Here is a 10,880-nt window from a genome sequence, read left to right as displayed (position 1 = left end):
TCGCGCTGCTGGATTTCGAGTTCACCGGCCTGTTCCTCCCCGGATTCGACCTCGCCATGCTGCACACCCTGCTGGCCGCCACCCCGGGCGCGCAGCAGCGCATCGAGGAGCTGGTCACCGAGCAGGGGATCCAGGCAGCGTTCGTGGTCAACCAGGCCGTGGTGCTTTCCCGCGAACTGCGCCTGCACAACGAACTGCCCGACGGCGAGCTCCGCGACGAGCGCCTGCACGTCCTGCGCCAGCAGAGCGCGCCCGGCAGCGTCTGCACACCTGGAGATGAGCGACACGCGGATCGCACTCGTGCACCGCGACCTGCACGCGGCCCGCGCCGGGATCGGCACCCTCCACCGCGCCCTGACACCTCGCCCACGCTGTGGCCGACCGCGCGCACCTCGCCGTGCTACTCGGCCACGCCCCGGCCCTGTCCCCGATCACTCCACCGCCGCGCCGGACCGTGCGTCTACCCCTGGCGGGGGCGCATCAGACCGCGGGGTTGTGTCGGCGCGGGTGGGCGACGGCGGCGTAAAACGTGGCGTTGCGCGGGTCGTGGTCGACGTTGAGCGTGGTTTGCGGCCGCCAGCACGCTGGGTAGGTCAGGCCCGGGTCGACCAGGGCGAAGCCGCTGGCTTCGAGCAACTCCTGCTGTTCTGCGTGGCTGCGTAGCACCATCTGGTCGTTGTCGGAGGCATCGGCGTTGAACGTCTCCACGGCCTGAGCGAGCTGCTCGGGGAAATCATCTCCGGTCATGTGCGAGAACACCAGGTAGGAGCCGGGTGGCATCGCTTCGCGGTAGGCGCTCAGGATCTTGATTGGATCGTCGGCGTCTTTGAGGTAGTGGGCCATCGCCACCATCAGCACCGCGACGGGCTCCTGGTCGTCGAGCAGACTTCGCACCTCGGGCTGGGCGAGGATCTGCTCGGTGTCGCGCATGTCCTGCTGCAGCATGGTGGCGCCGTGAACGCCCCCGAGCAGCCGGTAGGCGTGTGCGGCGGCGACGGGGTCGTTGTCGACGTAGACGACGCGGGCGGCGGGATCGCGCTTCTGCGCGACTTCGTGGACGTTGTCGACAGTCGGGATGCCCGAACCCAGATCGAGGAATCGGCCGATCCCGCGTTCACCGCAGAATCGCACGGCGCGGCGCAGGAAATCCCGGTTGTCACGTGCCGGCTGCGGGGTGGAGGGAAAGATCTCGGTGATCTGGTCGAGCACGGCGCGATCCACGGCGAAGTTCTGCGCGCCACCGAGGGCGTAATCGTATATGCGCGCCGGGCTCGGAACGGTGGTGTCGACAGCAGGTTGGCCCTCTGAATCCATCATTAGCTCGATCGTGCCAAATCAGGCGCTCCACTACGATCTGCCAACCGAGTGGCGGCCATGAAGCGCAGCGCGAGGCGCGCCCGTCCGGCCTGATGCTGCCCGAAGGGTGTGCCGCATGTCGGTGTAACGAGTACTGCTACAACCAGTTCGAGGCGAGGTGGAGCCCGAGTGAGCGTCAGCAGCAGGCTGTCCGTCGCGGCGCACGACTTGACGCGCATCGGGCGGCACCAGCGGCGCGGCCACGAGGTCGCCACCTCCGAGCAGATCGCAGCGACGAGCAGTAGGTCGATGACCGCTTGCTGAACGAGGTTTCGGAGCACGCGACTTCGAGGGCGTTCGGCTCCTGGAGTTTCGCGCATGGCCCAGCCGATCCTGCGCCACTACGACTTCGGCCTCACGTTCCGGTGGATCCGCGGTGATGCGCACATCACCGTGCTCCGCGGCTACGTGTGTGAGCGCCGGGCGGTGGTGGTCGTACGGCCTACCGGGGTCAGGGACCGTCCCGCAGTCGACCCGAGCCGCCGGCGTCGACCATCACGGTCCACCCCGGCGAGTGGGGCAACGTGCGTTCCTTCGTGCGCACCGTGCGCCGGTGGGCCGACGAGCACCCGCAGCTGGCGAACACGGCCTGAACAGCACGCACAAAGGTTCCGGTGAACCGGAATCAGCCCCCTGAGGAGTCGACGTGCTCACCGAAGGCTTCGCCCAAGATGCGGCGCACGGTGTCATCCAGCGAGTATTGCGACCAAGATGCGCGCGCAAGAGGCGTGCAGTTGATGACTTCCCCGAGCCCGATGGCCCGCGGAGCACCACGAGCCGTGAGCTCGTGCTCCCGGTCGAACTCATCGCCGACGGCGCTGACGCTTGCTCGTCGATCATGGGGCTCCTCAACCGCTGTTCTGCAGTTCCTGAAGGAACGGCGTTGCCGCGATCCGCTCTGGTTCAGATCATCCCAGTCGACGCATTCACCGCTTCTTCCGTTTCCTAGCTCGGCTCGGTGTCATCCGAGTGCCGTCGGATCGGTGATGGCGGCCGCTGCGACGAGGACGGCCACGGCCAGGACGACGAAGGCGAACCAGCGGCGCACGGTCGACGCGTCCAACTTCGCGGCCCACCGGGCCGCCACGACCGAGACCACCAGGGCCGCTCCGGCGAACAGCAGCAGCACCCGGTAATCGATGTTGTCGGCCGCTCCGGCGTGCGCGGCGAGCCCGGCCGCAGAGTTGATCAAGACGATCACCAGGGAGGTAGCGACCGCTTGCTGCGCTCCCAAGCCCAGCAGCAGGGCCAGGGCGGGGACGATGACGAAGCCGCCGCCGACGCCGAACAGCCCGGTGAGCGCACCCACGGACGCACCCGCGAACACGGATTTGGGCAAGCAGGTGCGCCAGTTGATCCCGCCCTGCTGGGTGCGGCAGGCGCCGGTGTCGTTCTCCCCGCCGCGCAGCATGCGGACCGCGACGACGACCATGAGCGCGGCGAAGGCCAGCAGCAGCCAGCGCTGCGGGACGAGCTTGCCGAGGGCAGCTCCGCCGAAGGCCGCGGGGATGCCGGCCACGCCGAAGACCAGCGCGACCGGCCACCGCACCGCGGTGCGCCGCTCGCGCGGGAGCAGGGCGCCCAGCGAGGAGAGCGCGACCACGGCCAGCGAGGTGGGGATCGCCGTCTGCAGGGGTTGCCCGACGCCGTAGACCAGAGCTGGCACGGCGAGGATCGAACCACCGGCACCCAGCAGTCCCAGCGCCAATCCGATCACGGCGCCGAACACCGCTGCCAGCAACAACGAAACCACCTATCCCGGTGGCGGACTCATCGACCGCCGTCAAAGCCGTTCACGTGCGCGCGAGGGAACAGCCCTCAGCCCCTGGTTTCAGCGCCAGTTGGGCCGGTGAGGGCCTCGAGCAGGGCTCGACCGTCGGTGCTGGAGGTGCGGTTGTGGGGCAGCAGTCCGAGCACGCGGGACATCGCGCAGGTATCGCTCAGCGCGGCGAAGGTCAGACCCGCGCCGACGAATCCCGCGATCCACTTCAGCGGTTCGTAGGCGATGCTGGCCACGACGCCGGTGAGCACGAGCAGCCCGGCGGCCAGACGCACCTGCCGCTCCATGGCCCAGGTGCCGCGCTCCTGGTTGAGCTCGCCTCCCCGCTGCTCCCAGCCGGTGATGCCGCCGCGCAGCACGCTGAGCTGATCGAGCCCGGCGTTCTCCAGCAGGGTGCGGGCCTGCTCGGCACGCGCCCCCGAGGCGCACACGAGCACCACCGGGTCGCCGTGCTGCGCGGCGAGTTCCTCGCGGTGGTCCCGCAGCACATCGAGGGGGACGTTGTAGGAGCCCGGGACGTGCGAAGACGCGAACTCCCCGGGCGCGCGCACGTCGATCAGCCGGATCCGGGGGTCGGCCTCGCGCAATTCGCGGACCTGCGCGGTGTTGACGGTCTCGGGCAGTGCCTGCGGCATTCCGGTGATACCTCCCTGTTCGTGTGCGGCTCGCGGATGTCAGCTTCCGCCGGTCATCGGCACGCCGACCTGGGCGGCGGCGTCGAACACGTCGTCGATGAGCACGACCGCGCGGCCGGCCGCTTCCAGCAGCGAAGCCGCCGCCGTGGCGCGGTAACCGCTGCCGCAGTGCACCCACACCGCACCCGCCGGAACCTCGTCCATCCGGTCCTTGAGCTCGTAGAGCGGAACGTGCACCGCACCGGCCACGTGGGAAGCGGCGAACTCGTTGTTGGTCCGCACGTCCAGCACCACCTCCGGCACCGGGAGCCCATCGGCGTCGCCTCCCATCGCCGATGCCAGATCGGAGAACGTGGCCGTCGGCGTGCTGCGCAGCTGCCCGGAATCGGCAGCCAGCTCGCTCGGGGTGCCCACGGCGGCCGCGGCGAACTTGTCGACGCCGATGCGGGCCAGCTCGCGCTGCGCCTGGCCGACCTGCTCGCGCGACTCGCCGAGCAGCGTGATCGGAGCGCCCCAGTCGATCATCCACCCGAGCCAGGTCACCATCGGACCGTCCAATCCGAGACCGACCGTTCCCGCCAGGTGCGAGACCACGTAGGCCTTGCGGGAACGCAGGTCGACCACCCACTCCCCGCGCTCCAAGCGGCGCCGCAACTCCTCCGGCTCGGCGCGGACCGGCTCGCGCAGATCCAGCGGCTCGGGGCCGGTGGTGTTCTGCGCACCCATGTGCGCGTAGTAGGCCGGGTAGGCGTCCAGGCCCGCCAGGGTCTGGACGACGAAATCGCCCTCAGCCAGCGTCAGGGCAGGGTTGACTCGCTTCTGCTCGCCCAACGTCGCCGAGTCGCCCGAGGCCTGCGTCGCCGAGCAGAAGCTCCCGAACCCGTGGGTCGGCCAGATCTGCGCGCCTTCCGGCAGGATCGACGCCAGCTTGTGCGCCGAGGCGTGCTGGTGCCGGGCCAGGTCCTCGCTGTGCTGCTGACCCAGCAGATCGGTGCGCCCGGTCGTCCCGAACAGCAGCGACCCGCCGGTGAACACGCCGACCGGCCCTTCGGTGCCGTCCAGCACGTAGGACAGGTGGTGGAAGGTGTGCCCAGGGGTGGCCACCGCCCGCACCTGCATCCGCGGCGAGAGCTCCACCGCTTCGCCGTCGGTCAGCGGGCGCCGGTCGAACGGCACCTCATCGGCGGCGGCCAACCCGTACTCCGCCCCGGTCAGGCGGGCCAGTTCCAATCCGCCGGAGACGTAGTCGTTGTGCACGTGCGTGTCGAGCACCAGAGCGATCCGCACACCCAACCTCCCGGCGGCGGCGATCACCCGGTCCACGTCCCGCTGCGGGTCGACCACCACTGCCACCTCGCCATCGGTGGCCAGGTAGCTGCGGTCCCCCAGCGACGAGGTCTCGATCACCTCGACCGCCAGACCACCTGCCAGCCGGTCCTCCTGCTTCACCACGTCCATCGCCGTCATCGCTGCGCGCCCCTTTCGACCTCGTGTCCTGCTTCGATCCACCCGGACGTCCCACCGGACACCGAGACCGCGCGACCGCCGGCGGCGTTGATCGCCTCGGCCGCCTTCGAGCTGCGCCCTCCCGAGCGGCAGATGACGTAGCACTCCTCACCCGCGAACCGCTCCGGCGCGGCCAGCACGTCCGCCAAGGGCACGTTCACCGCTCCCGGCACATGCCCCGAGACGTACTCCTCCGGCTCGCGCACATCGACCAACCGGGTAGCCCGCCGCCACGTGCCCGCGAAGACGTCCACACCGACTTCCGGCGTCCGTTCGGACAATGAAATCCTCCTAAACCCCCGGGGGTATCAATCACGTACACGGCGCCGCGCCACCGAAGGACGACGCCGCAGCGCCCGCGCTCAAGCGAGCGCGAGGAACAACCGCTCCAGCTCCTGCTCGGTCATCGGCGGCTCATCACCGTCCTCACGAGCCTGCTGGCAGTACCTCATGCCGCTCGCCACGATCTTGAACCCGGCACGGTCCAGAGCACGCGAAACCGCAGCGAGCTGGGTCAGCACCTCAGCGCAGTCGCGCCCTTCCTCCATGGCCTCGATCACGCCGCTCAGCTGCCCCCGCGCCCGGCGCAACCGAGCCAGGGCATCCCCCACCATCTCCGGCTTCATCTCCACGGCAACCATCTCCCTTCGCCAGAACCCAACGTAACAAACCCCGGGGGGTATTTCACGGGAAGGAGGGCGTTGGCGAGCGCGATGAGGGCTCGATCACCGATCCGGGCCAGTCTGCGGCGACCCGCGCCGGCCTCATCGCGCCGCGCACGAGCAAGCCGCCGTCCGAGTCCGGCCGGGCTGCCAGCGCAATGGTCGTGCACAGGCACCCGGCCCGGTGTGGGTTCGTCGCAGCATCACCCGCACGATGTGCACGGCGAAGGACGGGCGCGTGCCGCCGATGTGGCGGTTGTTGCCCAGGGCGCAGATCGCGGGTGCGGCACTCCTCCGCCGATGAGCACCAGCACGTCGGTGGCCAGCAGGCTCGCCGGTTGCATCGCCCGGACTTCGAGGGGTTTGAACCCCGCCGCGCGCGGCGTGACGCCCTCCCCGCGTGCTGGGTGCGAGCCCGGGTGCGTACGCCTGCGCGCAATGCCGCAGCAGGTGCTCCATCGACCGCGAAGCATCCCGCATGCGCACGGCCAGGGACGTTGCCGACGACGCGTCAGCCCCGGCCTCCTGCCCGCCGCGGTGGAGGTCACCGACGTGCTGCGTCCAGGACGAAAATCGACTAGTGATCGAGCTGGCCACGACGCTCGAGATCGTGCGAATCGCCCGGCAAACCGATGCCTCGACCCCGACCGGTTCGAGCCTCGTGCACGGATCGCCATAGCCCGGGACGGGAGGTCTCGGTGGCCAGTCTCGCTGTCACGCCTCCGGCGGGCGCCGGGTGGTGTCCTGTTCTGCCGCGGCGGTGTCGATCAGGTGTCCAACAGGGAGCGGGACCGCTGGAGGTCGGCGATCATGTGATCGATGCGGTCCCTCTCCACCGTCAGTTCGCTCACCAGGTCACCCCGCGCGAGATGACCAGCGACGACGTCCGGCGCACGATCAGCGACTTCGCCGCCGCAGCCCGCCGCGCGGTCGACGCCGGGTTCGCCGAGGTCGAGGTCCACAGCGCCAACGGCTACCTGCTCCACCAGTTCCTCGCCCCCAACACCAACCAGCGCTCGGACGACTACGGCGGCAGCATCGCCAACCGCATCCGCTTCACCACCGAGGTCGTCGACGCCGCGGCCAACGCCATCGGAGCCGAGCGCGCCGGTCTGCGCATCTCGCCCGGCAACACCGTCAACGGCATCACCGACACCGACGCCGACGACCACTACCCCGCCCTCGTCGAGAACAACGCGGAGAAGGACCTGGCCTACCTGCACATCGCCTTCGCCGACCCGCTCAGCAGCTCTTCGACCGCCTCCGCGAGCTCTGGCCCAGCGCTCTGATTGCCAACCCCGTCCTGCCCACCGAGCAGATCCCCGCCGACGGCGGAAGGCAGGCCGCCGAACGCCTCCTCGACGCCGGCGCCGATCTCATCGCACTGGGCCGCCCGTTCCTCGCCAACCCGGACCTCGTCGAACGGGCGCGCACAGGCGCCCCCGTCAACGCCGTCCGCGCCAAGTACGCCATGCACACCGGCGGCCCCACCGGCTACTCCGACTACCCTGCGCTCACCTGATCGAGCGTCCGCAGGATTCGGGCCTCCCGCCAGTTCAGTCGTCTTGACCGTCGTCGGCGTCGTCGTCCGCGTCGACCCGATCGTCGGCCTCGACACCAGCGTCGCAGTCATCGATCCGGTCGTCGTCGACGCCGTTGCGGTCATCGAACCGGTCGTCGGCACCTGCCGGATCGTCGTCGCGCCGATCGTCCGCGTCATCCCGGACACCGTCGAACCGGTCGTCCACCCCGCCCGGACCGTCGTCGACGCAGGCCACATCCGGTCGGCCGGGAACGATCGGCGATCCAACCCGCTCGGGCACCGGCTGGGCGCCCGGCCGTCCGGACGATGCCGGGTCGGGGTCGTTCGCCAGCGCCACACCGGTGCCGCCGAGCCCCACGACCGCGACCGCCGCTGCCGCCGCGAGCCAACTCCGCTTGCCGTGCCGAATCCCCATCGTCGTCACCTCTCGCTCATCGGGTCTTGCCCCGGACGAGAACCAGCATCGGCGCGCATCGTGAGCCCGCGCTGAAGATCGAATGAAGGGATCCTCATCCCCAACCGGATGCGGCGACCAGGCGAAGCGCAGCAGCCGTCACGTCATCGTCCACCAGCCCACCGCGGACGACCTGCAGCGTGGATCTTCAGTTGCTCCCTGGGTGTCCTGGCACGGACGGAGTTGATCTGGTCAAGCCGCTGCGGGCCGACCGCGGTCAGTCACCGTGTCGGTTCCCGTACCGCAGGTCGCCGGGAGATCGGCAGCGCGTCGCGCACGAGTCGGTAGGAATCGGTCACCAGTTGCCGGACCAGGTCCTCGTCGATCGAGTCGCCCGGCGCCAGCGTGATCCAATGCCTCTTGTTCATGTGGTAGCCCACGGCGATGTCCGCGTACGCTTCGCGCAGGGACACGGCGTCGCTGGGATCGGCCTTGACGATCACGATCGGCTGACCCGCCAGGATCCGCACCCGCGAACCGCGCGGCACCTCGGTCAGCAGCATGAACCACTTCTCGCGCACTCGCGCGGCCACCCAACCCGGCTCGAAGGAGTGCAGATCGCTCCCGGGCAGGCCCTGCGCGCACTGCCGCGCCACTTCCTGCAACGTCTCGCCCTGCACGAATCAACCAGTCCTTCCCCTCGGCACCACGGCACGCTACTCCGCGTTGCGCGTTGGGACGTGGTAGCGAGCCCCGTCGCCGGGAGCGGTGATCGCGCGACGGCACCCCACCTGCAGCGGCAGTCCTGATCCACCAGGGGTTCGCGGTCACTCCCAGCCACCCAGACCGGACCAACAGGACCTGAAGGCGGGATCGTCGGTGATTCAAGCGCTGCAACGGCCGACGTCTGCTGTCGGGCCAGCGGCGCGGTGCCCTGGCCCGACAGCATCGGTGAACCGACCGCGGTGATCGCCAACCGAGGCAGCGCCTACGACCGCCCCGCACCCTCATGCGCCTTCATTCGCCGTTCGCGGTGGGCGTGCGTTTGTCGGTGGTGACGGCGACGCGGTGCATCACTCGTCGGTCGGGCAGGTAGTCGGCCACCGCGTAGTGCTGCGTTCCGCGGTTGTCCCAGATGACGACCGTGCCGGGTTCCCACTTGATGCGGACGTGGAAGTCGGGTCGGTTGATGAGGTCGAACAGGTAGGTCAGGATCCTGGCGCTCTCGGGAGCCGAGAGGCCGATGACGAAGCGCGTGAACGACTCGCTGACGTTGACGTAGGGACGGCCGGTGACGGGGTGGTGCGCGATGATCGGGTGCACCGCGGTGCCCGCCTGGGCGAATGCTTCGCAGATCCCCTCGTTGCCACCGCTCCGGTACGCGCCGGTTCGGAAAGCGCCCATGTCGTGGACGGCCTCGAGCTGCTCGAGATCGCGCCGCAGTCCGGGATCGAGCGCGTCGTGCACGGCGAACGTGCTCGCCCAGAGCGTGTCGCCGCCCACCGGAGGGACTTCGACCGCCTTCAGGATCGAGGCGAACGGCGGTTGGCCCCGGTAGGTCATGTCGGAGTGCCACTCGGCGGCATCCGGTGCGTCCTCGCCTCCCCACGCCAGCACGACGACGTCCTCGAAGTCCGGGTGGGTCGTGTAGGAGTGGTGCCGCGCACCGAGGGTGCCCAGCGCCTCGCCGAGCTGCACCAGGCGTTTCGCGTCGAGGCCTGAGTTCGGGAAGACCAGGACGGAGTGCTCCATCAGGGCCGAGTGGACCACGTCGGCGATCTCGTCGGTGACATCGCCGTCGCCGAGGGGAAGGGTTGCCGTCGCGCCGAGCGCGGGCGTCAGTCGAGTGCAGGAAAGCTTCATGATCTGGAGGCTAGGAGTCCTGCGAAGGGGTCGGACAGACATCGGTTGGCCAACCATCCCCAACCAGAGGTTGGGGTGAACTCGAATGGGAGGGCGCATGCGTTCGCTGGTGCACGACGTCCGGCAATTGCAACGACTCGTCGTGTTCGAAGCGGCGGGCCGCCTAGGCAGCTTCGCCGCCGCTGCCGCCGAGCTCGGCATGTCCCAGCCCGCGGTCTCCAAGCAGCTGAAGGGGTTGGAAGGGTCGTTGCGGACCGCGCTCTTCGAGCGGCGGGCCAACAGCTCCCAGCTCACCCGTGACGGGACGTCCCTGCACCAAGCGGTCACCGAGGCGTTCGACGTCCTGGAGGATCGCTTGTCCCGGCTGCGCGGGCGCGCTGACCAGCTGCGCGTGGCGGTGCAGCCATCGGTCGCCGAGAGCTGGTTCGTGCCCCATCTCGGAAACATGCGGGCTGCGGTCGCACCGACGGACGTGCAGCTGACCATCTTCGATTCCGAGGACGAGCTCGCCGACCTCGACCACGACGTCAGCGTGCGTTTCGGCGACGGACCGTCGCCCGGGCTGTGCTCGGAGCAGCTGGTCACCGAGTCGGTCGTCCCCGTCGCCTCCCCAGAGCTCGCGGGCAGGCTGGGGCTCACGCCGCGGTCGGAAGCCGACGCCCTGCTCGCGGCTCCCCTGCTGCACGTCGACAACACCGGCCGGGGCTGGAAGGACTGGACGTCGTGGTTCGCGGGCAACGGCCTGACCTACCTCACCCCGCCCGACGCGGTCGTCTGCCCGACCTACGCGAGCGCCATCCCGCTCGCCATCAGCGGCAACGGCGTCCTGCTGGGCTGGCGCACGCTGATGGGAGACCACCTGCGCCGAGGGCTCATGCTCGAAGTGGGTCCCGTGGTCGCGGAGCCCGACCGCGGCTACTTCCTGCAGTGGCCGCCCGCGATCACGCACGACGCCGGATTCCAGCGCTTCCGAACGTGGCTCAGGGAGATCGTCTCCAACCAAGGCCAGGCAACCCCCTAGGGGGTGTCCTCAAAGCCAGATGAGGAGTGTGGCTAGGTCGATCATGGCTTGGTAGGACTGGGCGGTTTTGTCGTAGCGGGTGGCGATGGCTCGGTGTTGTTTGAGTTGGTTGAAGCAGCG

14 protein-coding genes are annotated in these 10,880 nt (G+C 69.6%); 4 read left to right on the top strand and 10 right to left on the bottom strand.

The window, feature by feature from the left end:
• Both ACFQRI_RS26830 and ACFQRI_RS26825 read right to left on the bottom strand, forming a co-directional pair.
• On the bottom strand, nt 1-287 hold a 287-nt coding region (locus ACFQRI_RS26830), incomplete at its 3' end, for a hypothetical protein (RefSeq protein WP_380673403.1).
• A gap of 193 nt (nt 288-480) precedes the next feature.
• Nucleotides 481-1,317, bottom strand: a complete 837-nt coding sequence (locus ACFQRI_RS26825; protein ID WP_380673401.1) for an SAM-dependent methyltransferase — start codon at nt 1,315-1,317, stop codon at nt 481-483.
• A gap of 168 nt (nt 1,318-1,485) precedes the next feature.
• On the opposite strand from ACFQRI_RS26825, the gene ACFQRI_RS26820 reads away from it, so the two are divergent.
• Nucleotides 1,486-1,620, top strand: coding sequence for a hypothetical protein (locus ACFQRI_RS26820; RefSeq protein ID WP_380673399.1), 135 nt, complete (start codon nt 1,486-1,488; stop codon nt 1,618-1,620).
• A 382-nt stretch (nt 1,621-2,002) separates the two neighbouring features.
• Nucleotides 2,003-2,305 (top strand): hypothetical protein, encoded by a 303-nt coding sequence (locus ACFQRI_RS26815; RefSeq protein ID WP_380673397.1) that lies wholly within the window; start codon nt 2,003-2,005, stop codon nt 2,303-2,305.
• A 12-nt stretch (nt 2,306-2,317) separates the two neighbouring features.
• On the opposite strand, the gene ACFQRI_RS26810 is transcribed toward ACFQRI_RS26815, so the two are convergent.
• From ACFQRI_RS26810 to ACFQRI_RS26790, 5 genes are all read right to left on the bottom strand, one after another.
• A complete protein-coding gene (locus ACFQRI_RS26810; protein WP_380673395.1) occupies nt 2,318-3,100 on the bottom strand; it encodes a sulfite exporter TauE/SafE family protein in 783 nt (260 codons plus the stop codon).
• A 74-nt stretch (nt 3,101-3,174) separates the two neighbouring features.
• Nucleotides 3,175-3,771, bottom strand: coding sequence for a rhodanese-like domain-containing protein (locus ACFQRI_RS26805; protein WP_380673393.1), 597 nt, complete (start codon nt 3,769-3,771; stop codon nt 3,175-3,177).
• A gap of 39 nt (nt 3,772-3,810) precedes the next feature.
• Nucleotides 3,811-5,238 carry an MBL fold metallo-hydrolase gene (locus ACFQRI_RS26800; protein ID WP_380673391.1) on the bottom strand — a complete coding sequence of 476 codons (1,428 nt, stop codon included), beginning with the start codon at nt 5,236-5,238 and terminating at the stop codon, nt 3,811-3,813.
• Nucleotides 5,235-5,558 (bottom strand): rhodanese-like domain-containing protein, encoded by a 324-nt coding sequence (locus ACFQRI_RS26795; protein WP_380673389.1) that lies wholly within the window; start codon nt 5,556-5,558, stop codon nt 5,235-5,237. The genes ACFQRI_RS26800 and ACFQRI_RS26795 overlap by 4 nt, the downstream gene beginning before the upstream one ends.
• A gap of 81 nt (nt 5,559-5,639) precedes the next feature.
• Nucleotides 5,640-5,909 (bottom strand): metal-sensitive transcriptional regulator, encoded by a 270-nt coding sequence (locus ACFQRI_RS26790; RefSeq protein WP_465269739.1) that lies wholly within the window; start codon nt 5,907-5,909, stop codon nt 5,640-5,642.
• A gap of 899 nt (nt 5,910-6,808) precedes the next feature.
• On the opposite strand from ACFQRI_RS26790, the gene ACFQRI_RS26785 reads away from it, so the two are divergent.
• Nucleotides 6,809-7,228: an oxidoreductase gene (locus tag ACFQRI_RS26785; protein WP_380673387.1), complete on the top strand. Its 420-nt coding sequence runs from the start codon at nt 6,809-6,811 to the stop codon at nt 7,226-7,228.
• Nucleotides 7,229-7,495: 267 nt separating this feature from the next.
• On the opposite strand, the gene ACFQRI_RS26780 is transcribed toward ACFQRI_RS26785, so the two are convergent.
• From ACFQRI_RS26780 to ACFQRI_RS26770, 3 genes are all read right to left on the bottom strand, one after another.
• Complete coding sequence (locus tag ACFQRI_RS26780) at nt 7,496-7,840, bottom strand: ATPase (RefSeq protein ID WP_380673385.1); 345 nt, start codon at nt 7,838-7,840, stop codon at nt 7,496-7,498.
• A 317-nt stretch (nt 7,841-8,157) separates the two neighbouring features.
• Nucleotides 8,158-8,532 (bottom strand): MmcQ/YjbR family DNA-binding protein, encoded by a 375-nt coding sequence (locus ACFQRI_RS26775; protein WP_380673405.1) that lies wholly within the window; start codon nt 8,530-8,532, stop codon nt 8,158-8,160.
• Between the two features lie 361 nt (nt 8,533-8,893).
• Nucleotides 8,894-9,739 (bottom strand): TauD/TfdA dioxygenase family protein, encoded by an 846-nt coding sequence (locus tag ACFQRI_RS26770; protein ID WP_380673383.1) that lies wholly within the window; start codon nt 9,737-9,739, stop codon nt 8,894-8,896.
• Nucleotides 9,740-9,836: 97 nt separating this feature from the next.
• Here ACFQRI_RS26770 and ACFQRI_RS26765 point away from each other — a divergent pair, with 97 nt between their 5' ends.
• The gene (locus ACFQRI_RS26765) at nt 9,837-10,760 is read left to right on the top strand and encodes a LysR substrate-binding domain-containing protein (RefSeq protein ID WP_380673381.1); all 924 of its coding nucleotides are present in this window, start codon (nt 9,837-9,839) and stop codon (nt 10,758-10,760) included.
• Nucleotides 10,761-10,880 lie beyond the last annotated feature (120 nt).

This window comes from Saccharopolyspora griseoalba (assembly GCF_042665275.1).
In the GTDB taxonomy this organism is placed as follows: Bacteria; Actinomycetota; Actinomycetes; order Mycobacteriales; family Pseudonocardiaceae; genus Saccharopolyspora; species Saccharopolyspora griseoalba.
This window is presented reverse-complemented; position numbering and strand designations above follow the sequence as displayed.

Excerpts from the sequence above, each read along its gene's own strand:
- ACFQRI_RS26805 (WP_380673393.1), bottom strand. The coding sequence starts at position 3,771 with ATGCCGCAGGCACTGCCCGAGACCGTCAACACCGCGCAGGTCCGCGAA.
- ACFQRI_RS26785 (WP_380673387.1), top strand. The coding sequence starts at position 6,809 with ATGACCAGCGACGACGTCCGGCGCACGATCAGCGACTTCGCCGCCGCA.
- ACFQRI_RS26765 (WP_380673381.1), top strand. The coding sequence starts at position 9,837 with ATGCGTTCGCTGGTGCACGACGTCCGGCAATTGCAACGACTCGTCGTG.
- ACFQRI_RS26770 (WP_380673383.1), bottom strand. The coding sequence starts at position 9,739 with ATGAAGCTTTCCTGCACTCGACTGACGCCCGCGCTCGGCGCGACGGCA.
- ACFQRI_RS26825 (WP_380673401.1), bottom strand. The coding sequence starts at position 1,317 with ATGATGGATTCAGAGGGCCAACCTGCTGTCGACACCACCGTTCCGAGC.
- ACFQRI_RS26800 (WP_380673391.1), bottom strand. The coding sequence starts at position 5,238 with ATGACGGCGATGGACGTGGTGAAGCAGGAGGACCGGCTGGCAGGTGGT.